Here is a 22,911-nt window from a genome sequence, read left to right on the forward strand (position 1 = left end):
GCGTGATTCCTCGTGAGGTTTTAAGGCTAGGGATGGGCACGAACGAGCCGGAAAGAGCTTACGCAGTTTCCGGCAGGTTCGGGGGTGTCATTCAGCGGCTGTCAGTGCGATCCGAACAGTGGAAAGACACCCAGCAACAAGGCGGCGAGGAGGATACACAGACAAATCATCACCGCCCACTTCAATGTGAAGCGCTGGTGGTCACCGAACTCCACCTTGGCCAGGCCCACCAGCAGGTAGGTCGAGGGTACCAGCGGGCTCAGCAGATGCACCGGCTGGCCTACGATAGACGCTCGCGCCATCTCCACCGGACTGATGCCGTAATGGCTCGCGGCCTCGGCCAGAACCGGTAACACGCCGTAATAAAAAGCGTCGTTGGACATGAAGAAGGTGAACGGCATGCTCACCAGCGCGGTAATCACCGCCATGTGTGGGCCGAGGGATGGCGGGATGACCGCCAGCAGGCTCTTGGACATGGCTTCCACCATGCCGGTGCCGGAGAGGATGCCGGTGAAAATGCCAGCGGCGAAGATCAGTCCCACCACCGCCAGGACGTTCCCGGCATGGGCCGCGACGCGCTCCTTCTGCTGTTGCAGGCAGGGGTAGTTGATGATCATGGCGACGCTGAAGGCGATCATGAACAGCACCGGCAGCGGCAGCAGTCCGGCGATCAGCGCCGCCATCAGGCAGGCAGTCAGGCCGCCGTTGACCCACAGCAGCTTCGGCCGACGTGCCTCCGGGTATTGCGACACGCTGATCTCGTCGTGGCTGATCTGCTCGTCCGGCAGGTGCAGCACGCCGAGGCGCGCACGCTCCCGCTTGCCGTAGACCCAGGCGAGACCGAACAGGGCGAGCGCGCCTGCAATCATGGCTGGGATCATCGGTACGAAGATGTCCGACGGATCCACGTGCAGGGCGCTGGCGGCGCGAGCCGTAGGGCCGCCCCAGGGGGTCATGTTCATGATGCCGCCGGCGAGGATGATCAGGCCGGCCATGATCAGCGGGCTCATGCCCAGGCGGCTGTACAGCGGCAGCAGGGCGGCGACGCAGATCATGTAGGTGGTGGCGCCGTCGCCGTCGAGGGAGACGATCAGCGCCAGCGCGGCGGTGCCCATCGAGACCTTCAGCGGGTCGCCCTTGACCAGTTTGAGGATCTTGCGCACGGCCGGGTCGAACAGGCCGGAGTCGATCATCAGGGCGAAGTAGAGGATGGCGAACATCAGCATGACGCCAGTGGGGGCGAGCTTGCCGATGCCTTCGAGCATCATCGGGCCGATGCCGGCGGCGAAGCCTCCGATCAGGGCGAAAACGATGGGCACGATGATCAGGGCGATCAGGGCGGACAGGCGTTTGGTCATGATCAGGTACATGAAGCAGATGACCATGGCGAAGCCGAGCAGAGTGAGCATGGCGGTTCTCCGGACGTGATTCGGGCGGGGCGGAAGCGGATCAGCGCGAGGCCGAAGGCGTGCGGAGAACGGGCGGCGGGGTGCCGGGACGGCAGCAGGAACGGAACATGTCGATCACCAATCTTGTTGTTGTCGGAGTTACCGGTCGTTTGCCGGCAGTGGGGCGGATGCTAAGGCGTCAACCTTTCAGCGAGCTTTCGGCGGTGATCGGTGCCGAAAGCTCGGGGATTAAGCGACGAACTGCGGCCGGGCCGCCATGACGGTTCAGCTGGACACAACGCGCATGACCAGCAGCAGGCTGGCGGCGGCGAGCAAGGTCTGCAGGGTAATGATCCCGGCCATCAGGTGGCTGTCGCCGCCGAGTTGGCGGGTCAGCACATAGGCCGTGGGGGCGGTGGGCAGGGCGAAGAACAGTACCAGGATGCTGCTTTCCATGGCCGGTAGGCCGAGCACCTGGGCTACCGCGAAGGCCAGGGCCGGCATGGCAAGCAGGCGCAGGGCGCAATTCCAGGCCAGGGCCGGTACTTCGCCGGCCAGCTCCTGCGGGCGCAGTGCCGCGCCGACGCAGAGCAGGCCAAGCGGCAGGCTGGCCACCGCCAGCAGGTTGAGCAGGCGGTCGGTGCCGCCGGGCAGGCCGAAGCCGGCCAGGTTTACCAGGGCGCCGGCCAGGCAGGCGAGGATCAGCGGATTCTTTGCCACGGGCAGGAGCAGGCCGTGCAGGCTCACGCCGCGTTCGGCGGTCAGTGCCCAGACCGACATCAGGTTCACCGTCGGCACCATCAGCGCCAGCATCAATGCAGCTATGGCCAGGCCGTCCTTGCCGTAAAGGCTGCCAATGGCGGCCAGGCCCAGGTAGGTGTTGAAGCGCAAGATGCCCTGGGTGACCGCGCCGAAGCGCGCGGCTGGCCAGCCCAGCAGCCGGCGAGCCAGGAGCAGGGCGCTCCAGCCGATGCCGAGTCCAAGGAACACCGCCAGCGCCAGACGGGGCAACGCTGGGTTGTCCAATGGGGCCATGGCCAGGCTGCTGAAGAGCAGGGCGGGGAACAGGATGAAGTAGTTGAGCCGCTCGGCTGCCGGCCAGAATGCCTCGCCGGGGAAGTCCCAGCGGCGCAGCAGGAAGCCGCCGACGATCAGCGCGAAGAGGGGCCAGAGGGCGTAGAGCAGGGTGGTCATGGTGACATCCGGTCAGGCATGCGCCGCACATCTTCGGCGGCTCGACGGACATTCGCAACCGGCCTGCTAGGGTAACAGTCAGTCTCGATACCGGAGGACACCATGGCCGAACTGCATTCCGGCGGCTGCCATTGCGGGCAGCTGCGCTACGCCGTCGACGCACCACTGAGCGACATCGCCCACTGCCATTGCTCGATCTGCCGGCGCACCACAGGCGGCATCGTCACCACCTGGGTCACGGTACCGTTGGCGAGCTTCCGCTGGACTGCCGGTATGCCCGCCGAATATGCCTCCTCGGCGAGCTGCGTGCGCTACTTCTGTGCCCACTGCGGCTGCCACCTGGCGCTGTTCACCCAGCTCAGTCCAGACACCATGGACCTGACGATTGCCACCCTGGACCAGCCCGAGGCCGCTCCGGCGAACCGGCATATCTGGGTGAAGAACCGGCTGCCCTGGCTGAGCCTGGATCCGCAGCTGCCGGAGGACGAGGAGGAGAACCTCTGAGCTGGGCTTGGTGGGTATCGCGGATACGTGGCTAGGAGGCTTCCTGCAGGTTGGGCTTCGCTTCGCTCAGCGGCGCGATACCCATCAGCGGTATATCAAGGCAGGACCAACCCGCCGGCGTTCTTGTGCAGTTGGCGCAGATGCGCGCCGATCTGCTTGAGGTTGGCTTCCGTGGCGTTGAGCTCGGCCATGCGCTGGGGCTCCAGCAGGCTGCGGACCTCGCGATCGAGGTCGTCGCTCAGGGTACGCATGGTGTGCTGGCGGCTGCTGCTCTCGGTTTCCAGACGCTGCCATTCGGCGCGTTGCGGCAGGCCGTAGCCGCCGTCCAGCATCTCAGCCGGGCGGCTCAGGTAACCGCTGTTGGCGAGCATTTTCTCGAGGGTACCGCCCGCCTTGGCGAAACGCGTCTGGCCAGCCTGCTCCCTTGAGCTCAGGTAGTTGCGCTTGAGTTCATCCTGGGCCAGCAGCAATTGTCGGCGCAGGGCGGCCTGCTCCAGCAGCAGCAGGGCGGCGCTCGCGCGCAGGTCGGCTTTGGCGAACCAGGGACGGCGTTGCTCGGCGGTCAACTCCAGCCAGCCTTCCACTTTTTCCTGAGGTACCCGCATACGCTCGCGAATCACCGTGAACATGGCTTGGTAGCGGTCTCGGAAGGAGTCGAAGCGGTAGCCCAGGCGCAAGGCCTCCTTTGGGTCCTGCAGTGGCGTCCGATCGGCGATGCCACGAGCTTCCAGCACCTTCAGCAGGCCATTGGGCATGATGCTGTCGAGGTCGCGCAGGGCTGGGTGGTCGGTGCCGCTGCGTAGTAGCTTGAGGGTCTCCACCGCGCAGTTGTTGGATAGGAACCAGTAGTCGCCATCGTAGCTCCAGTGCATCTCGGTGGCATGCTCGACCAGAGTTTCGAGTTCGTCGCGTCTGAGCTTGAGCGGTATCGAGGCGAGGCTGCGCAGTTCCACCTTGGTGTATTCCTCGATCACCTGGTGCAGGGGCAGCACGAACAGCCGCGAGGGATAGGCGCCGGTGAGACCGTCCCAGCTGGACAGCTGCACGTCGCCGACGAAGGCGCGGTAGGAAAGCACCAGGTGCTGGTCCAGGTCGAGGCGGCAGTCCGGCCCGCGCGGGCGGCCCGGGGCGCAGATCACCAGGCGCAGCATGCTGTGACCCCAGCGGCTGACCCAGTTCTCGTTGGCTTCGGCGAACAGGTAATCCACCTCGTACACGCGCTCGGGATCGAGGCGGCCAAGGGGCTGCTTGCCGAAGTCGCGGCCGGCATTGAGGTACGCATAGTCGTCGGGGCACTCGGCTTGATTCGCCGGCGCCCAGCCGAAATGCGCCTGATAGTAGCGGTGCAGTGCCGGGCGACGGCAGGCGTAGGCCGGGTCGAGGAGGAAGTACTCCATATTCACCGCGACGAACTCGCGCGAGTTGCTCAGTTCGTAGATGTCCGGGCTACGCGCCACCTGGTGGTTCTGCAGCTCGCGCTGACCGCGACGGCCGACCTGCTGCTGCCAGCCGGCAAGGTCGAGCAGGCGTGGGTCATCGCTGAAGGTGAAGCGGCGTTTGGTCTGTCCGCGGCAGTCCCCCGGCAGGCCAACCTGTCCCGTGCTGCCGGCTTGCAGGCGGCAGCGAAACAGTTGCGATTGGTCGGCAGCGGTCCAGAGCCGTGCGCGGTCATAGAGGTGGGTCAACTCGTGGAGGACGGTAGCCAGCATTTCACGGCGTACGGTGCCGTGGGGCCGCCCGGTCTGCTCACGGGCTGCACTGCCATCGACCAGACCGGGTAGCAGCCTGGCATTGAGCTGCAAGGTGTATGGGCTGGTGGCGCGACCGTAGCCGTTCTCCGGCAGCTCGTCGCTCCAGCTCAGCTTGACCTCGCGGTCCAGGCGCTGGATGAAACGGGGGGGTAGGGCGGCGCGGGCCTCGATCAGCAACTGCTCGCTGGCCTGGCGCTGGGGCGGGGTGAGGTCCTCGCCATCGAGTACCAGACGCAATTCGGCCTGGGCCGTCGCGGCGGCCAGCAGGCCCGCCAGGCCAATCAGGCGTAGCAGCGTGTTCAACTTCGGGCTCCGGGTCACAGGGCCAGGATGGCTTCCGCCAGGACCTGGTCGCTGGCTTCGCGGGCCTCGGGCAGGCGTGCACGCAAGGTGCTGAAGGCCGCCTCCAGTTGAGCGCCACGAATGTCGCCAGCGCTGGCGACGAAGCTGGCGGCGTCGTCACGGGCTGCGAGCACCAGTTTCATGTCACGGACCGAGGTAGTGGTGTCGGAGGTGAAGTCGAGGGAGCGGTCCAGCGCACGGACGATGATGTTGCTGGTGGCGACCAGGGTCTGGGCCTGGGCGGTACTGGCCAGCAGGGACAGGGCGGTGGCTGCGACGAACAACGAGCGACGCATGGCGGGTCTCCGTGTGAAGTTTTCAGGGTATTGGACGCTAGAACCCACCGGCAGTTCTCCACCGAGGGTTCAGGGCGCGCAAGGGTAGCGGATGGACCGGACAGGGCCAAGCACAGAGAAGCGGTCGGGCCACGGCTATTGCGAGGCCCGGAGGGTATTTCAGAGGGTCAGGATCGCCTGGGCCAGTTGCAGGTCGCTGGCTGCCAGTTGTGGTTGCAGCGTACGGATGTGCTTGAGCGCGGCTTCCAGGTGGGCGCCGCGGATCTCGCCAGCGCTGGCGACGAAGCTGGCGGCGTCGTCACGGGCGGCGAGGACGATCTTGTCGTCGTCAAAGGATGAGCTGATGTCGGAGGTCGCCTCCGACGTGGCGGCGAAGGCTCCGACCACGGCGTCGGTAGTGACCACGAAGCTGGTTGCCGAGGCGCTGGTGGCGAGTGCGAGCAATGCTGCAGCGCTGAGCAGGCGGAGAGAGGTCATGGTGTGCTCCTTTACTGACCAAAGCGGCGGCGCAGGCATGCCTCCGCATGGTCTGAAAGACTAGTCAATTCGCGTGCTCGGGACCAGTGCTGGCTTAGCGCCAGAAGGGTTTTTCAAGCTCCATGCAGCGCTCGGCCGGGGTGATGCCGGCATCCGCAAGGGCGCGCCTGTCCAGTTGGGCAAGCTGCTGGCGGGTGCGGATATTGCGCAGCCACAGGCTGATGGTGGCGAAAACGCGCAGAGGCCAGGCGCTGTGCTGGCGGCTCAGCTGTGGCAAGACGGTGGCAGTAAGTGTGCGTTCCATGGCGCAGTCCTTCCCGCGCAGCTGCGGGGTTTGGTTATGGAGGACCATGATCGCGCCATGAACCGGGACATGTCAGTCACAGCAGCGAATAATTGTGCTGTATCAGATTTTGCTTAGATAGAACTGTACTGGTCTGATTTGGCGCGGCTGTGTCGGGGGTATTCATGGGGGGGTGGTTGGGTGCTGCTCCGATTCAGTCTGCATGGATGATTTCCAGGCAGGCTAGGATGTTGGACTTCGCTGCGTTCGCCGAACTTCCCGTACCGTCCGCTGGTTCGATCTGCGCAGTTTTTTGGAGCCCAGAAACGACGAAACCCGTCGCGGATGGCGACGGGTTCTGTCTGGGTGGTGCGTTGGGCCTTTGGGCCCGGCGAGCGTCTCAGCGCCAGAAGGGCTTGTTCAGCTCGGATTCGCGCTGGGCTTCGCTGATGCCGGCGTCGGCCAGCAGGCGGGTGTCCAGCATGGCCAGTTGGTGACGGCTGGCGATGCGACGCTGCCACAGCAGCAGGGTGGAGATGACGCGCAGCGGCCAGGCGGTTTGCGAGGTGTGTTCAGCGCTTTCGAAAATCAGGTCGGAACTGAGGGTACGTTCCATGGCAGCAGTCCTTCCCGCTTATGACGGGGGTTAGGTTTCGTTTCAACTGGTGCCTATGATCTACCCGGAACAGCCGCGACTGTAGTCACAGTTGCCCTAAATTGTGTTGGTCTTGCTTAGGGTGCTTATCAACTGTTTTGCTGAAAAATTGCACAGCTGTATGGGTATCCCGTTGAATAACTCGTTATTGAACGGGATACCACAGTTTTTCCTACTTATCTGTCGAATCACAGGACTTTCGAACAGTACAGTTCTTGATTTTCAGAAACTGTTTTTTGGCATCGTTGTAAGAATCGATGGTTACAAGCCTATAACTGTTTCGGTCGGAATGGATCAGTTGGCGAGCATTTGCCCGGTTTCTTCCAGATTGATATGCCAGGTCAGGGCCTCGCGCAGCAGGTGCGGGGTATGGCCGCCCTTGGCGCAGGCTGCGCTGAAGTAGTTCTGTAGCGGTTGGCGATAGTCCGGGTGCACACAGTTGTCGATGATCACGCGGGCGCGCTCGCGTGGGGCCAGGCCGCGAAGGTCGGCAAGGCCCTGTTCGGTGACGAGGATGTCGACGTCATGCTCGGTATGGTCCACGTGGCTGACCATGGGCACCACGCTGGAGATGGCGCCACCCTTGGCAACGGACTTGGTGACGAAGATCGCCAGGTGAGCGTTGCGGGCGAAGTCACCGGAGCCGCCAATGCCGTTCATCATCTTCGTGCCGCCCACATGCGTAGAGTTGACGTTGCCGTACAGGTCGAACTCCAGGGCAGTGTTGATGCCGATGATACCGAGGCGGCGCACCACTTCCGGGTGGTTGGAGATTTCCTGTGGGCGCAGCACCAGCTTGTCCTTGTAGCGTTCGAGGTTGTCGAACACATCGGCGTTGCGACGGCTGGAGAGGGTGATGGAGCTGCCCGAGGCGAAGCGCAGCTTGCCGGCATCGATCAGGTCGAAGGTGGAGTCCTGCAGCACCTCGGAGTACATGGTGAGGTCTTCGAAGGGGGAGTCGATCAGCCCGCACATCACGGCGTTGGCGATGCTGCCGATACCCGCCTGCAGCGGCGCCAGGTTATTGCTCATGCGCCCAGCGGCCACTTCGCACTTGAAGAAGTCGATCAGGTGGTCGGCAATGGCCTGCGTTTCATCGTCCGGCGGTAGCACAGTGGACAACGAGTCCGGCTGGTTGGTGATAACGATGCCCACGATCTTCGCCGGGTCGATCGGAATGGCAGTGTTGCCGATGCGATCATCCACCTTGACTAGCGGGATCGGTGTGCGGGTCGGCCGGTAGGTCGGGATGTAGATGTCGTGCAGGCCTTCCAGGTTGGGCTTGTGCGCGAGGTTGATCTCGACGATCACGCGCTTGGCGAAGATCGCAAAGCTGGCGGAGTTGCCCACTGAAGTAGTGGGCACGATGTGGCCCTGCTCGGTGATGGCCACGGCCTCGATCACCGCGATGTCCGGCAGCTTGAGCTGGTGGTTGCGCAGCAGCTCGACGGTTTCCGAGAGGTGCTGGTCAATGAACATCACCTCGCCTGCGTTGATTGCCTTGCGCAGGGTGCTGTCCACCTGGAAGGGCATGCGCCGGGCCAGTACGCCTGCTTCGGTGAGCTGCTTGTCGAGGTCGTTACCGAGGCTGGCGCCGGTCATCAAGCTGATCTGCAGCGGATGGGCCTTGGCGCGTTCGGCCAGTGCATGCGGCACGGCCTTGGCCTCGCCGGCGCGGGTGAAGCCGCTCATGCCGACGGTCATGCCGTCTTCGATCAGGGCAGCGGCGTCGGCCGCATTCATCACTTTGCCCAGCAGGGAGGGCAGGCGCACGCGATCACGGTACATGGGGGAAAACCTCGAACAACGGGACGAGGCGCGAAGTCTAGGGGGTAGGACGGCGGCCGACTTCTATACCAAGGTCGAAGAAATCGCTCTAATTTGGGCCTTCTGTCGGTTGTAGGGGTGAATTCATTCGCCAAGCAGACCGAACGTGTGCACTTGGCGAATCAATTCGTCCCACAGGAAAACCGAGTCTGCAAAATGGAAAACCCCGGCACAAGGCCGGGGTTTTGAGTGGAGCAGGGCAGGGGATCAGTCTACTGCCTTGACCATGTCCTCGATGACCTTCTTCGCGTCGCCGAACACCATCATGGTCTTGTCCATGTAGAACAGTTCGTTGTCCAGGCCGGCATAACCGCTGGCCATGGAGCGCTTGTTGACGATGATGGTCTTGGCCTTGAAGGCCTCCAGGATCGGCATGCCGGCGATGGGCGACTTGGGATCGTTCTTCGCCGCCGGGTTGACCACGTCGTTGGCGCCGAGTACCAGCACCACGTCGGCCTGGCCGAACTCGGAGTTGATGTCTTCCATCTCGAACACCTGCTCGTAGGGCACTTCGGCCTCGGCCAGCAGGACGTTCATGTGGCCCGGCATACGGCCGGCTACCGGGTGGATCGCGTACTTCACGTTGACGCCGCGATGGCTCAGCTTCTCGGACAGCTCCATCAGCGCGTGCTGGGCACGGGCCACTGCCAGGCCGTAGCCGGGAACGATGATCACGCTGTCGGCGTTGGTCAGCAGGAAGGCGGCGTCGTCGGACGAACCGGACTTCACCGGACGCTGCTCCTTGCTACCGGCTGCGGCACCGGCGTCGGCTTCGGCGCCGAAGCCACCGAGGATGACGTTGAAGAAGGAGCGGTTCATCGCCTTGCACATGATGTACGAGAGGATCGCACCCGAGGAACCCACCAGGGAGCCGGCGATGATCAGCATCGAGTTGTTCAGCGAGAAGCCGATACCAGCCGCCGCCCATCCCGAGTAGCTGTTCAGCATGGACACCACCACTGGCATGTCGGCACCGCCGATCGGGATGATGATCAGCACGCCAATGACGAAGGCCAGAGCCACCAGCAGGGCGAAGGCGCCGATATTGCCGGTGAGGGTGAAGTACAGGCCCAGGCCGATGATGCCCAGGCCAACCAGCAGGTTCAGCTTGTGCTGGCCGGCGAATTGCACCGGGGCACCCTGGAACAGGCGAAACTTGTACTTGCCGGACAGCTTGCCGAAGGCGATCACCGAACCGGAGAAGGTGATGGCACCGATGGCCGCGCCAAGGAACAGTTCCAGGCGGTTACCGGCCGGGATGGCGTCGCCCAGGGCGGCAACGATGCCCAGGGATTGCGGCTCGACCACGGCGGCAATGGCAATGAATACCGCGGCCAGACCGATCATGCTGTGCATGAAGGCCACCAGCTCCGGCATCTTGGTCATTTCGACGCGCTTGGCCATGATCGAACCAGCGGTGCCGCCGACCAGCAGGCCGACGATCACGTAGCCGATGCCCTGGGTCGCCAGTTCGGCGCCCAGCTTATAGATGAGGCCAACGGTGGTGAGCACGGCGATGGCCATGCCGATCATGCCGAACAGGTTGCCGCGACGCGACGAGGTCGGGTGCGACAGGCCCTTCAGTGCCTGGATGAAGCACACCGAGGCGACGAGGTAGAGAACAGTGATCAGGTTCATGCTCATGGTCAGTGTTTCTCCGCAGCCGCTTTCGGCGCTTTCTTCTTGAACATTTCCAGCATGCGACGGGTGACCAGGAAGCCACCGAAGACGTTGACCGCGGCCAGGGCCACGGCCAGGGTGCCCATGGTTTTGCCCAGCGGGGTCACGGTGAGGGCGGCGGCCAGCATGGCGCCGACGATCACGATGGCCGAGATGGCGTTGGTCACGGCCATCAGCGGGGTGTGCAGGGCCGGGGTGACGTTCCACACCACGTGGTAGCCAACGTAGATGGCCAGCACGAAGATGATCACGTTGTAGATGCCGTCAGAAATCAGATCCATGTCCGCTTCCCCTTAGCCGTTGGTACGAACGACCTGGCCGTCGCGGCACATCAGGCACGCGGCGACGATGTCGTCTTCGAGGTTGAGATGGAACTGGCCGTCCTTGTCGATGACCAGCTTGAGGAAGTCCAGCAGGTTGCGCGCATAGAGGGCGGAGGCGTCCGCCGGCACCATGGCTGCCAGATTGCTGTGGCCGACGATGGTCACGCCGTGCTTGACCACCACCTGCTCGGCTTCGGTCAGCGGGCAGTTGCCGCCTTGGGCCGCCGCCAGGTCGATGACCACGGAGCCCGGCTTCATTTCGGCGACGGTGGCCTCGTGCAGCAGGGTCGGTGCCTTGCGGCCCGGGATCAGCGCGGTGGTGATGACGATGTCGGCCTGCTTGGCGCGCTCGTGCACCGCCTTGGCCTGGCGCTCCATCCAGGATTGCGGCATTGGGCGGGCGTAACCGCCGACGCCCTGGGCGCATTCGCGTTCTTCATCGGTCTCGAAGGGCACGTCGACGAACTTGGCGCCGAGGGACTCGATCTGCTCCTTCACCGCCGGACGCACGTCCGAGGCCTCGATCACCGCGCCCATGCGCTTGGCCGTGGCGATGGCCTGCAGGCCTGCCACGCCGGCGCCGAGGATCAGGATGCGCGCGGCCTTCACGGTACCGGCAGCGGTCATCAGCATCGGCATGAAGCGCGGATAGTGGTGCGCGGCCAGCAGCACGGCCTTGTAGCCGGCGATGTTGGCCTGGGACGAGAGCACGTCGAGGCTCTGGGCGCGGGACGTACGCGGCGCCGCTTCGAGGGCGAAGGCGGTGATGCCACGGGCGTTCATGCGCGCAATGGTTTCGTTGCTGAAGGGGTTGAGCATACCGACCAGCACGGCGCCAGCGCGCATGTGCTCCAGTTCGGCATCGGTCGGGGCAACCACTTTCAGCACCAGGTCGGCACCGAAGGCGGCGGCATCATTGCCGATGGCGGCGCCAACGGCGGCATAGGCGCTGTCCGGGATGCAGGCGCTGACGCCTGCTCCGCTCTGGACCGTCACCTGATGGCCTTGGCCGACCAGCTTCTTGATGGTCTCGGGCGTCGCGGCAACCCGCGTCTCCCCAGCGTGGGTTTCGAGAGGAACACCGATGTGCACTTCAAATCTCCTGCGTGATCGATCTGGTGAACCAGCGCACTACGGATGGTGCACTGGCAAGGGCGGATCAGCACTACCGCAAGGCCGCGAGCCTTGAGGCGCGGCATTTTGCAGGTGAACCGCGGGTGCTTCAAGAAGTTCTGAAGCTAAACGCGGTGTTGACTACAAGTCACGTTTAGACCGACTGTATCGAGCTTTCGGGCAAAGCCCCGTCCGCTCTGGTGTACACGCCTGTTTGCAGATCCAGCCCGAGGAGAATCTCATCCCCATCGTGAATAGGCCGCCATCAAAGCGGCCCCGTGCGAGCTTGTAGCCCTGAGCATCCTGCCGCTAATGGCTCTGGCACTGTTAATCAGACTTTTTAATAGTTGCCATAAGGAGGCGGATTTCGGGCTTCTGTAGCTAAAAAAAATGCCTGACTACAGGGTCAAGAATTTCTGGGAAGCCATTTCCGACTGGGGGTGCGGGTGGCTGGAGCTTTCTTGTGGGTGCGAATTCATTGGCTCTGTCCCAGTTAAGTGTTGTCACTGGCTGGCTCTCTTGTAGGAGCCAGCTTGCTGGCGAACGGGCTGATTTCGCGAGCAAGAACTCGGCGTCCCCCTCGCTCCTACAGGGCTTTCAGCCCGACCGTCGATGGCTAGCAACAGCTAACGCCGACAGAGCCAATGAATTCGCCAAGCAGGCGAAAGGCCTGCCAATGGGCTTCGCAAATGAATTCGCCCCCACATCCGGCGCATCCACATCCGTACCCGGATTGGGTCAGGCTAGCAGGCCCAGACTCTTGGCGCGCATCACTGCCTGGGTGCGTCGTTTCACGCCGAGCTTACTGTTGATCTTCTTGGTGTGGGTTTTCACTGTATTCACCGAGATGAACAGGCAGGTGCCGATTTCCTGGTTGGAGAAGCCCTCGGCGAGCAGTTGCAGGACCGCGCGCTCACGCTGGCTGAGCAGGGCGTCCGGATCGGTATTGCCATGAGTCGGGATATCGCTGCCGCCCGAGAAGTCCCGCAGCAAGCCCTGCATGCCCAGGCATTCCGCCTGTTCGCGGGCCTGACGCTCGAGATTGCCGGCATTGGCCCGCAGCAGGCTGCGTCCCGCTTCTGCCAAAGTCAGCTGCACCTCGCAGGCCAGGGGTATGAAGTGCAGGGTCTTGCAGTGTTCCAGCAAAGCCTGCAGTTCCGTCTCGGCCTGTTCCGCCTTGCCGGCCGCCAGATGCAGGCGAGCCAGCAGCAGCTGGTTGCGCAGGGGTAGGCTTGGATAGTCGAGCGGAGCCATCCAGGGTCGCTCGCCGATGAAGTAGCGCTGGATGCGCAATGCCACCGGCTCGATGCGTTCCCAGCGGCCCTGGCGCGCCAGCACTCGCATGCTCTGCAGGTTCAGCACGCCGCTGTAGGAGTATCGCCAGACCTGGCGGCAGTGCATTTGCCGCTCCGCCTCGCGCAGGTGCTGGAAAGCCTGGTCGAACTCGCCTCGGCGAGCGTGCAGTTCGGCCAGGCCAAGATAGCCATGCAAGGCGAAAGGGTCGGCGCACTCCAGGGCCTGGTCCAGGCCCTGCAACAGAACCTGCTCGGCCGCTGGCAGCTCGCCGCGGATCAGGTGCAGCTCGGCCCGCACGAGCTTGAGGCGCCCCAGCAGCAGGCCGTCGATGGCTTTGCGCTGGTTGATCAGGGCGAAGCTCTGTTCGATCAGCGCCTCGGTGCGGTTGAATTCGCCGCGCAATAGCAGCAGGCGAATACGGTCGAGGTTGATCAGCACTTCGAACAGGAGACTGCCCTGGCGCCTGGCGATCTCCAGCGCCTTGTGCAGGTAGGCGGGTGCCTGGTCCGGCACGCCGCTGGCCATGGCGATGCGGGCCAGGGCGGAGTAGCAGAGCAGGATCGGCATCCAGTCGCGCTCGGGCAAGTGCTCCAGCGCCTGGCGGCAATGCTGGGCGGCCATTTCAGGCCACTGGCCGCGCAGGGCAGTGAGCACGCCATGCAGGGCCTGCCAGTTAGCCAGCAGCCGGCGGTTACGTTCAGGGTCGAGCTGGGGCAGGAAGTGCCCCAGCTTCTCGATGCAGACTTCGGCTTCGTCCAGGCGCCACGCCAGCAACAGGGCCCAGGCATTGAGCGTGAGCAGGCGCGGGGTGCTCTCCAGAAGGACGCTGGGCAGTCGCGCACGCCAGGCCAGCAGATGGGCCAGGTGCTGCTCACCGGTCAGCCATTCCTGGCCAAGCCGCTCCAGGTAGTTGGCGGCGGCTTCCAACTGGCCGGCGCAGAGCGCTTGTTCGATTGCGTCCTCGACCTGGCCGGCGGCGATGAACATGCGGCAGGCGCGCAGGTGCAGCTGGTTGGCGGCGGCTTCGCTGATGCGGCTGCGCAGGGCGCGTGCCACGGCGGGCAGTACGCGATACCAGGTGCCGTGTTCATCCAACGGCATGCAGAACGATTGCTGCGCCAGCAAACGTTCGAACAGGGCTGCGCCGTCGCCATCCTCCCAGAGGTGCTGGCAGAGTGCGGCTGAGACCTTCGGCAGGTGCGCAAGCGCGATCAGGCATTGAGCCTCGTCCGGCGCCAGGCGGCTGAGCAGTTCGTGGTCGAGGTATTCCTTCAGCCAGCAATGCGGGCTTGCCGAGCTGCCCGCCGGGAGCATGGCTGAGAGCTGGAGGCGCACACCGGCGCACCAGCCTTCGGTCTCCTGCCAGAGCTCGTCACGCACAGCGGGGCTGCTGGACGGCGCCAGCAGTTCCATGAGTTGTTCGTGCTGTTCGCGGTCCAGGGCCAGGCCCGTGGTGTCGAGTTCGAGGAGGTCGCCGGCCAGCAGCAGACGAGGGAGGTTCCAGGCGGGGCGCTGGCGGGCGCTGACCAGTAGCCGGAAGTTGGGCTGTGCCCTCGCCAGCAGGTGGTCGATGCAGTCATCCAGGTCGGCCGGTGGCTGGCGCGGATAGTCGTCCAGGATCAGCCAGACCCGCTCGCCGCGTTGCCCCAGTAGTTCTTGCAAGGCTTGGGCGGGTGGTACCTGGGGAATGGATTCCTGCAGTTCAGCGGCCAGTTGCGCAAGCAGTTGTTCGGGGGAGAGGGGCAGCCCGGCGAGGTTCAGCCAGACGATCCGTCCAGGCTCGGGTTGAGCGCGGAGGAATTCATTGAGCAGCACGCTCTTGCCAAACCCTGCGGGCGCGCAGAGCAGGCGTAGGCGGGCGTCCTGGGCTTGCAGGCACTGCACCAGTCGAGGGCGTGGAACGTGCGCCGGGGGCAGGCGTGGCAGGTTGGCCACGGCGCTGCATGGGCCGAAGTTGCGGTCTGGCATGGCGGTTCTCACGACGTTGTTGTTATGGCTGAACCGAGCCAGGGCAGACTAGAACGGCGTATGGCCGTAAAGAAGCAGCATGGATATGCCTGATGCCGCGTCATAAGGCGGCAGCGTGGACAAGGACGACGCCCCGTGTGCGGGGCGTCGTAGAGAGGGCTTAGCGGATGCCGGCGTTGCGCAGGGCGGCCGGGGTGTAGTCGGCGCCGTTGGCGGCGAAGCCGAACTCGATGCCGTGCTTCTCTTCGTTCTTCATCCCCAGGGCGATGTAGCGGCCGGCGATGAGGTCGTAAAGCGATTCGAGCGCATAGGAGCTGACCTGCCGCTGGAAGTGGTAGCTCGCATGGCCCTCACCGACGCGCCACAGCTGGCCGCGGCCGTCGTAGTGGTCGGCGTAGGCGATCTGCCAGCTGTCTTCGTCAATGAAGTAGTGACGCTTGGCATAGATGTGCCGTTCGCCTGTCTTGAGGGTGGCGACCACTTCCCAGACGCGGTGCAGCTCGTAACGGGTCAGGTCCTGGTTGATGTGGCCCGGCTGGATGATGTCCTTGTACTTGAGCGCGGGCGATTCCAGCTTGTAGCTGTTGTAGGGGATGTACATCTCCTTCTTGCCCACCAGCTTCCAGTCGTAGCGGTCGGGAGCGCCGGAGAACATGTCGAAGTTGTCGGAGGTGCGCATGCCATCGGCGGCAGTGCCGGGGCCGTCATAGGCCACTTGCGGAGCACGGCGCACACGGCGCTGGCCGGCGTTGTAGAGCCAGGCCAGGCGCGGCTCTTTCACCTGGTCGATGGTCTCATGGACCAGCAGCACGTTGCCGGCCAGACGCGAGGGGGCCAGTACGCGCTGCTTGAAGTAGAGGAGGACATTGCTGGCCTTGTCCTGATCCAGCGCCTGCATCTCGGAGGGGAAGGCGACTTCGTCCTGGAACTGTACCGGCGTGAAGGAGCCATTGGTTTGCGGAGTCGCTTGCACCACCAGGCGTCGTGCGTTGCCGCCCCGGTAGCGGGTGATGTGGTTCCAGAGCACCTGCACGCCATCCTTGGGAATCGGGAAAGCGTAGTAATGGCTCTCAGCAAAGCTGGACAGGCCATTCCCACCGTCCACCGCCTGGGTGTTCACCGCGCTCTGCTTGGCGGCGTCATAGATGGCTTGCGGCGCAGCCGTGGTGCGGTGGCTCGGATAGACCGGGATCTTGTAGGTACCGGCATAGCGCTTGAACATCGCCAGCTGGCCGGGGGACAACTTGTCCTTGTACTGCTCGACGTTGGCGGCGGTGATGGTGAACAGCGGCTGCTCGTTGGCGAACGGGTCGCCGATGAAGCCACGGGTGTCCACGGTGGCGGCATTGGTCGGCAGGCCGCCGGTCCAGGCCGGGATGCTGCCATCGGCGTTACCAGCCTTCTCGGCGCCCAGTGGCGTGAGGCTGGCGCCCAGTTCAGCCGCTTCCTCCTGGGATACGGCAGCCATGACGTTGGCGGCCAGCAGGCTCAGGGCCAGCACGCTGCTTTGCAGGAATCTTGTGCTTGTCATTGTGTGAGTCCTTGCGATCAGGTCAGAAGTTGAGGCCGAAACTGAGGGCGACGAAGTCGCGGTCAGTGGTGGGGTTGTAGTGGCCGCCGAAGAAGTCGGTGTAGCTGACGTTGGCGGTGTAGGTGTTCTGGTATTCGGCGTTCAGGCCGAGGCTGATGGCCTTGGAGCCCTCGTTGAAGTTCGGGCCGTAGCCGTCGACGTCGTGGGACCAGGCGATGCTCGGGGTGAGGTTGATGCCGGCGAAGACGTTGCTGTAGTCCAGGCTGGCGCGAGCGCGGTAGCCCCAGGAGCTGCTGGTGTAGAAGCCTTTGTCGTTGCACTCGCGCTGGGCTGGGCTGGCAGCGGTCAGGGCCAGGCAGACGGCCTGGGAGGACAATTGGCCGGGGCCGTAGATCGGGTCGCGTCCGAAACGCAGCTCGCCAATATCGTCATCGATGCCGCCGATGTGGTTGTAACCCACCTCGGCCACCAGGGTGAGGCGGCTGGCGCCCATGACCTGGTCAACGAACTGGGTTGCAGTGACCTGGGCTTGAGTGACGGGCTTGCGTTCGTAACCGTGCAGGTCGGCACCGGCCACGTTACGCGCGTGTCCGCTTTCGAACACTGGCGAGTTCGGTACGCCAAGGGCGGCGAAGGATAAGTCGGTGCTGTTGATCTGCAGTGGCATATTCGGCCGGTAGCTGATCTCACCCGCCACCGAGGTGCCCTCGACGTTGGTCTGGAAACTCAAGCCATAGAGACGGATGTCTTCCGGGTATTCGATGAAGTAGCGCGCGCCGGGAGCGCCGGGGATGATCAGTGCGCTCGGTCGGGTGGTACGGCTGGTGCTGAACACCGGGCCGCGGCTGTGGTAGTTCATCGCATAGGCGCCGAACTCGGTGTCGTTCAGCTCCGGGATGAACCAGCGCAGGGCCACGCCGAACTGGCCACTGTCACGGGCATCGCGGTCCCCCGCGCGTGGAATATAGAGCGTGCTGCCGGTATTGGTGGAAACCCCGGGTGGCAGGTCCGGACCTGCAACGATCAGGCGATCCGTGCAGCCGTCGGCAATCACGTCGGAGGTGGAGAAGAAGGTGCCGCAGTTGTCGACGACGGTCTGGTCCCACTCCAGCTGGTAGAACGCCTCGGCCGAAAGGCTGTCGGTCAGGCTCTGCGACAGGTAGAGCATGTTGACCGGGATGAGGCCTTCCTTGATCTCGGCGCCCGGACGGCGGAAGGCCGCTACGTCGATCGGGTTGATCGAGTTGATACTGTTGCCGATGAACGTGCTCTCACCCCAGCTGACTACCTGCTTGCCAACGCGAAAGCTGCCTGGCAGGTCGGCAAGGTTGTAGTTGTGATAGAAGAACGCGTCGAGGATTTCCGCACCTGAGGCTTTCGCGCCTTCTTTGCGGTTGTGATCGTCGATGTCGTAGAACAGCCGGTGCTCGTCCTTCAGCTCGAAGTCGTACCAGTACTTGCCTCGCAGGAACACGCCCGAATCGCCGTACTTCAGTTCCAGGTCGTGGATGCCCTTGAAGATCTTGGAGAAAGTTTCGCCTTTCTTGAAGTTCAGCCGGCCGTCGTCCGAGGTGCGCGACAGGGCTTCGCCGCCACTGGCGGTGGAGATGAATTCCGGGTCTGCCGAGCGGACAGCCCAGCTGGCGCCAACCGACAGCGATGAGTCGAATTGCGCCTCGACTTCGCCGATGTTGAAGCTGATGGCTGAGGCCTGGGCGCTGCAGCCCAGGGCAATGGCGGCGGCCAGCGACTGCGGCCGGAAGATTCCGCGCATTGTTCTTGTTGTCATGCGGCTCTCCAGAGAGGATTAAGGAGGCCTCATGCTAATCAGCCAAAAGTCTGCCCATAACTGCCTGAATGGGCGATTTCACCTATCACCCGAAGGGGTGAGAAAGCCTGCTCCCAAGGCCTTGGTCGAGCGCTGATTCGTTTTCGGTCGTCTGTCGGCGGTGGGCGCTGATACCTCGGGTTACAGCACGTGCCCCGCTTGCGCGACTGACTTTAATGCCACGCCCGGCCTGGGGCGGTGACGTGCTCGATGCCAAGCCTTCTCTCGACCAGGAGTGGCCGTCGCCAGCGATTCAGGTCTCTTGTGTGAGGCCCTCAACGCATCGCGCAGCCCGAGCGCGGCTGCGGCCCCCTCGTCCGGCCCGACGACCTGCTGGAAAACATCAGGGTGCATTACGATAACGTCGACCACGAACTGCGTGCTTATCCGCGCCTGGCGTTACCGGACGGCGGACCTTCACGGCAACCACCGCGAGATGAATTGGACTACCCGGTGCGGTGAATATTCCTCGCGTTAATCGAGGCCTGCTTCCTCCCGGTAGCGGTGAGCCGCCTCCACCAGCCAGTCGCGGAACGCGCCGAGCGCGGCCGACTCCAGCTTGCGTTCGGGAATGATCAGGTAATAGGCCTTGTCGCTGCGGAAGCTGTGTTCGTGGGCCGTCACCAGCAGGCCATCGGCCAGCTCGCGCTGGATCAGGAAGGGCGGGATCAGTGCTACACCCATTTCGTGCATGGCCGCCTGCGCCAACATCGAGAAGAGCTCGTAGCGCGGGCCGCTGAGGTCGCGTGCGACGCTCAAGCCCAATGAGCTGAACCACTGACGCCAGGCATAGGGACGGGTGGTCTGCTGCAACAGGGGCAGGGTGGCGATGGCTTCGGCATCCAGCTGGCTGCGCCCTCGCAGCAAGGCGGGGCTGCAGACCGGCACGGAGTTCTCGTGCATGAGGAAATAGGAGCGGGTGCCGGACCATTCGGCATCACCGAAGTAGAGCGCTGCGTCGAAATCGGTGTCGGCGAAAAGAAAGGGGCGGGTGCGGTTGGTCAGGTTCACCGTGACTTCCGGGTGCTGGCGCTGGAACTCCTTCAGTCGTGGCAGGAGCCATCGCGTGCCAAAGGTGGGAACCACCGCCAGCTCGATGGCCATCGCACCTTGCTGGCCCATCACCGCCAGGGTATCGCGCTCTACCGCATCGAGCTGGATGGCGATCCGCCGTGAATACGCCAGTCCGGCCTCGGTCAGTTTCACGCCGCGTCGGGAACGACGGAACAGCTCCTGGCCCAGGAAATCCTCGAGCCCGGCAATCTGTCGGCAGATGGCGCTCTGGGTCAGGGCCAGTTCTTCGGCCGCCTTGGTGAAACTCTGATGGCGCGCGGCGGACTCGAAAGCGATGAGTGCGGCGGTGCTGGGGATCTTTCGGCGCATGCTGTACCTCGGTCTCACAATTGAAAGGCATAAACTGGGCATATATGGCCTTTCGGAGTGAGAAATTAGCACAACAGCTTGCAAAATCCTCGTTTGCCCGTTTCGTCCTACGCTGTCTAGGATGACTTCCACACAAGAAGGCACGGACCGCGCGACGGCTCCGGCTCCCGAATCCTGTTCACCGAGGACACTCCCCATGGCTTCCAAAGCAAGCTTCAACTGGATCGATCCGCTGCTGCTGGACCAGCAGCTTACCGAAGAAGAGCGCATGGTGCGCGAAAGCGCCCAGCAGTTCGCCCAGGACAAGCTGGCCCCGCGCGTACTGGAAGCCTTTCGCCACGAACAGACCGACCCGGCGATCTTCCGCGAGATGGGCGAAGTCGGCCTGCTCGGCGCCACGATCCCGGCCGAGTACGGCGGCAGTGGCCTCAACTATGTCTGCTACGGCCTGATCGCTCGCGAAGTCGAGCGTGTCGATTCTGGCTACCGCTCAATGATGAGCGTGCAGTCCTCCCTGGTCATGGTGCCCATTCACGAATTCGGCAACGAAGCCACCAAGCAGAAGTACCTGCCCAAGCTGGCCAGCGGCGAGTGGATCGGCTGTTTCGGCCTGACCGAACCGAACCACGGTTCCGACCCGGGCTCGATGATCACCCGTGCGCGCAAGGTCGATGGCGGCTATCGCCTGACAGGCAGCAAGATGTGGATCACCAACAGCCCGATCGCCGACGTGTTCGTGGTCTGGGCCAAGGATGATGCCGGCGAAATCCGCGGCTTCGTCCTCGAGAAGGGCTGGCAGGGCCTCAGCGCTCCGGTCATCCACGGCAAGGTAGGCCTGCGCGCCTCCATTACCGGCGAGATCGTGATGGACAACGTGTTCGTGCCGGAAGAGAACGCCTTCCCGGACGTGCGTGGCCTGCGCGGCCCGTTCACCTGCCTGAACTCTGCCCGCTACGGCATTTCGTGGGGTGCCCTGGGTGCCGCCGAAGCGTGCTGGCACACCGCGCGCCAGTACGTACTGGATCGCAACCAGTTCGGCCGTCCGTTGGCCGCCAACCAGCTGATCCAGAAAAAGCTGGCCGACATGCAGACCGAAATCACCCTGGCGCTGCAAGGCTGCCTGCGCCTCGGTCGGATGAAGGACGAAGGCACGGCGGCGGTGGAGATCACCTCCATCATGAAGCGCAATTCTTGCGGCAAGGCCCTGGATATCGCCCGCATGGCCCGCGACATGCTGGGTGGTAATGGCATCTCCGACGAGTTCGGCGTTGCCCGCCACCTGGTCAACCTGGAGGTGGTCAACACCTACGAGGGGACCCACGACGTGCACGCACTGATCCTCGGTCGCGCCCAGACCGGTATCCAGGCGTTCTTCTGATCCGCGTCGCGCCTCTCTCTCTTCTTATATAGAAGAGAGAGAGGCAACGGTCTTACCCCTGACTTCAGGTGATCCCATGGCTGGCGCTCTCTCCCATATCCGTGTTCTCGACCTCTCCCGCGTGCTGGCTGGCCCCTGGGCCGGACAGATAATGGCGGACCTGGGGGCCGAGGTGATCAAGGTCGAACGCCCGGGGGCCGGCGACGACACCCGCGCCTGGGGCCCGCCCTACCTCAAGGGAGCCGACGGCCGGGATACCAGCGAAGCGGCTTATTTCCTCTCCGCGAACCGCAACAAGCATTCGGTGACCATCGACTTTACCCGCCCGGAGGGCCAGCAGCTGGTCCGCGAGCTGGCGCAGAAGTCCGATATCGTCATCGAAAACTTCAAGGTGGGCGGCCTGGCGTCGTATGGGCTGGATTACCCGTCGCTGAAGGCGATCAATCCCCGCCTCATCTATTGCTCGATCACCGGCTTCGGGCAGTTCGGCCCCTATGCCAAGCGTGCCGGCTATGACTTCATGATCCAGGGGCTGGGTGGGCTGATGAGCATCACCGGCCGTACCGATCAGGAAGAGGGCTCTGGCCCGGTGAAGGTGGGCGTCGCCCTGACCGACATCCTGACTGGTCTTTATTCCTCGGTGGCAATCCTCGCCGCGCTGGCATCCCGGGAGATCAGCGGGCAGGGCCAGCACATCGACATGGCGTTGCTGGATGTGCAGGTCGCCTGCCTGGCTAACCAGGCCATGAACTACCTGACCACGGGTGTACCGCCCAAACGACTGGGTAATGCGCACCCGAACATCGTGCCTTACCAGGATTTCCCTACGGCGGACGGCGACTTCATCCTCACCGTCGGCAATGACAGCCAGTTCCGCAAGTTCTGCGAGGTCGCCGGCCATCGGGAGTGGGCCGACGACTCGCGTTTTTCTACCAACAAGGCGCGAGTGGCGAACCGGGCCGAGCTGATTCCGCTGATTCGCCAGGCCACGGTGTTCAAGACTACGGCCGAATGGGTATCGGCCCTTGAAGAGGTGGGTGTGCCCTGCGGCCCGATCAACGATCTGGCTGCGGTATTTGCCGACCCCCAGGTAAAGGCGCGCGGATTGCGCGTGGAACTGGCTCACCCGCTGGCTGGAATCGTCCCGCAAGTCGCCAGCCCTCTGCGCCTATCCGAGACTCCCGTCGAATACCGCATGCCCCCGCCATTGCTGGGTGAGCATACCGAGCAGGTGCTGGCACGGCTGCTTGGGCTCACGGCAGAGCGCATCGCGGAGTTGCATAAAGAAGAGGTCATCTGAGACTCTCAAGTGTCTCGCCAAAGATATTCCATTTGTTTTCACTGCAGGGGGTTTACAGCCTCCCTGACTCATGTAGAATGCGCGCCTCGCTGAAGAGGACCCAGTCCTCCCAAGCGGCAAGTTGTTGAAATGAAAAGAAATTTTCGAAAAACAGCTTGACGGCGAGACGGGGTGATGTAGAATGCGCCCCACGCTGAAGCGACCGGGTCGCCGACGCAGCAAGTAGTTGAGTAGAAACGAAAAATTTCGAAAAACAGCTTGACAGAAAGAAAGGCTGCTGTAGAATGCGCGGCCTCGGTTGAGACGAAAGACTTGATCGAAACGCTCTTTAACAACTGAATCAAGCAATTCGTGTGGGTGCTTGTGAGGTAAGACTGATAGTCAACTGATTATC

19 protein-coding genes are annotated in these 22,911 nt (G+C 63.6%); 4 read left to right on the forward strand and 15 right to left on the reverse strand.

The window, feature by feature from the left end:
* Nucleotides 1-101 precede the first annotated feature (101 nt).
* Nucleotides 102-1,409 (reverse strand): CitMHS family transporter, encoded by a 1,308-nt coding sequence (locus tag J7302_RS15070; RefSeq protein WP_215376153.1) that lies wholly within the window; start codon nt 1,407-1,409, stop codon nt 102-104.
* Between the two features lie 107 nt (nt 1,410-1,516).
* Between J7302_RS15070 and J7302_RS15075 the strand changes: the two genes are divergently transcribed.
* The gene (locus J7302_RS15075; RefSeq protein ID WP_215376157.1) at nt 1,517-1,669 is read left to right on the forward strand and encodes a hypothetical protein; all 153 of its coding nucleotides are present in this window, start codon (nt 1,517-1,519) and stop codon (nt 1,667-1,669) included.
* Between the two features lie 4 nt (nt 1,670-1,673).
* Here J7302_RS15075 and J7302_RS15080 read toward each other — a convergent pair whose 3' ends face one another.
* Entirely contained in the window at nt 1,674-2,582 is a 909-nt protein-coding gene (locus tag J7302_RS15080) for an AEC family transporter (protein WP_215376160.1), read from the reverse strand.
* A 102-nt stretch (nt 2,583-2,684) separates the two neighbouring features.
* Between J7302_RS15080 and J7302_RS15085 the strand changes: the two genes are divergently transcribed.
* A complete protein-coding gene (locus J7302_RS15085; protein WP_215376163.1) occupies nt 2,685-3,086 on the forward strand; it encodes a GFA family protein in 402 nt (133 codons plus the stop codon).
* 95 nt (nt 3,087-3,181) lie between these two features.
* On the opposite strand, the gene J7302_RS15090 is transcribed toward J7302_RS15085, so the two are convergent.
* The 13 genes from J7302_RS15090 to J7302_RS15150 form a co-directional block, all read right to left on the reverse strand.
* The gene (locus J7302_RS15090; protein WP_215376166.1) at nt 3,182-5,140 is read right to left on the reverse strand and encodes a DUF7844 domain-containing protein; all 1,959 of its coding nucleotides are present in this window, start codon (nt 5,138-5,140) and stop codon (nt 3,182-3,184) included.
* Nucleotides 5,141-5,154: 14 nt separating this feature from the next.
* Nucleotides 5,155-5,475, reverse strand: coding sequence for a DUF2388 domain-containing protein (locus J7302_RS15095; RefSeq protein ID WP_215376169.1), 321 nt, complete (start codon nt 5,473-5,475; stop codon nt 5,155-5,157).
* Nucleotides 5,476-5,634: 159 nt separating this feature from the next.
* Nucleotides 5,635-5,952, reverse strand: coding sequence for a DUF2388 domain-containing protein (locus tag J7302_RS15100; RefSeq protein WP_215376173.1), 318 nt, complete (start codon nt 5,950-5,952; stop codon nt 5,635-5,637).
* A 94-nt stretch (nt 5,953-6,046) separates the two neighbouring features.
* Nucleotides 6,047-6,256: a DUF1127 domain-containing protein gene (locus J7302_RS15105; protein ID WP_215376176.1), complete on the reverse strand. Its 210-nt coding sequence runs from the start codon at nt 6,254-6,256 to the stop codon at nt 6,047-6,049.
* A 379-nt stretch (nt 6,257-6,635) separates the two neighbouring features.
* Entirely contained in the window at nt 6,636-6,851 is a 216-nt protein-coding gene (locus J7302_RS15110; RefSeq protein ID WP_215376179.1) for a DUF1127 domain-containing protein, read from the reverse strand.
* Nucleotides 6,852-7,184: 333 nt separating this feature from the next.
* Complete coding sequence (locus tag J7302_RS15115; protein WP_215376182.1) at nt 7,185-8,678, reverse strand: acetyl-CoA hydrolase/transferase family protein; 1,494 nt, start codon at nt 8,676-8,678, stop codon at nt 7,185-7,187.
* A gap of 246 nt (nt 8,679-8,924) precedes the next feature.
* Nucleotides 8,925-10,361 (reverse strand): NAD(P)(+) transhydrogenase (Re/Si-specific) subunit beta, encoded by a 1,437-nt coding sequence (locus J7302_RS15120; RefSeq protein ID WP_215376186.1) that lies wholly within the window; start codon nt 10,359-10,361, stop codon nt 8,925-8,927.
* A gap of 2 nt (nt 10,362-10,363) precedes the next feature.
* Complete coding sequence (locus tag J7302_RS15125; RefSeq protein WP_215376190.1) at nt 10,364-10,678, reverse strand: NAD(P) transhydrogenase subunit alpha; 315 nt, start codon at nt 10,676-10,678, stop codon at nt 10,364-10,366.
* A 12-nt stretch (nt 10,679-10,690) separates the two neighbouring features.
* Nucleotides 10,691-11,812, reverse strand: coding sequence for a Re/Si-specific NAD(P)(+) transhydrogenase subunit alpha (locus tag J7302_RS15130; protein ID WP_215376193.1), 1,122 nt, complete (start codon nt 11,810-11,812; stop codon nt 10,691-10,693).
* Nucleotides 11,813-12,571: 759 nt separating this feature from the next.
* A complete protein-coding gene (locus J7302_RS15135; protein WP_215376197.1) occupies nt 12,572-15,097 on the reverse strand; it encodes a LuxR C-terminal-related transcriptional regulator in 2,526 nt (841 codons plus the stop codon).
* Between the two features lie 160 nt (nt 15,098-15,257).
* Nucleotides 15,258-16,628: a DUF1329 domain-containing protein gene (locus J7302_RS15140; protein WP_215376201.1), complete on the reverse strand. Its 1,371-nt coding sequence runs from the start codon at nt 16,626-16,628 to the stop codon at nt 15,258-15,260.
* Nucleotides 16,629-16,650: 22 nt separating this feature from the next.
* On the reverse strand, nt 16,651-18,417 hold the full coding sequence (locus J7302_RS15145; RefSeq protein ID WP_215376205.1) for a DUF1302 domain-containing protein: 1,767 nt from the start codon (nt 18,415-18,417) through the stop codon (nt 16,651-16,653).
* Nucleotides 18,418-18,930: 513 nt separating this feature from the next.
* Nucleotides 18,931-19,839: a LysR family transcriptional regulator gene (locus tag J7302_RS15150; protein WP_215376209.1), complete on the reverse strand. Its 909-nt coding sequence runs from the start codon at nt 19,837-19,839 to the stop codon at nt 18,931-18,933.
* Nucleotides 19,840-20,035: 196 nt separating this feature from the next.
* Here J7302_RS15150 and J7302_RS15155 point away from each other — a divergent pair, with 196 nt between their 5' ends.
* Together J7302_RS15155 and J7302_RS15160 are read left to right on the forward strand one after the other, a co-directional pair.
* Entirely contained in the window at nt 20,036-21,217 is a 1,182-nt protein-coding gene (locus J7302_RS15155) for an acyl-CoA dehydrogenase (protein ID WP_215376212.1), read from the forward strand.
* Between the two features lie 76 nt (nt 21,218-21,293).
* The gene (locus tag J7302_RS15160; RefSeq protein ID WP_215376216.1) at nt 21,294-22,517 is read left to right on the forward strand and encodes a CaiB/BaiF CoA transferase family protein; all 1,224 of its coding nucleotides are present in this window, start codon (nt 21,294-21,296) and stop codon (nt 22,515-22,517) included.
* Nucleotides 22,518-22,911: the final 394 nt, after the last annotated feature.

The organism is Metapseudomonas boanensis (assembly GCF_018704125.1).
Classification (GTDB): domain Bacteria; phylum Pseudomonadota; class Gammaproteobacteria; order Pseudomonadales; family Pseudomonadaceae; genus Metapseudomonas; species Metapseudomonas boanensis.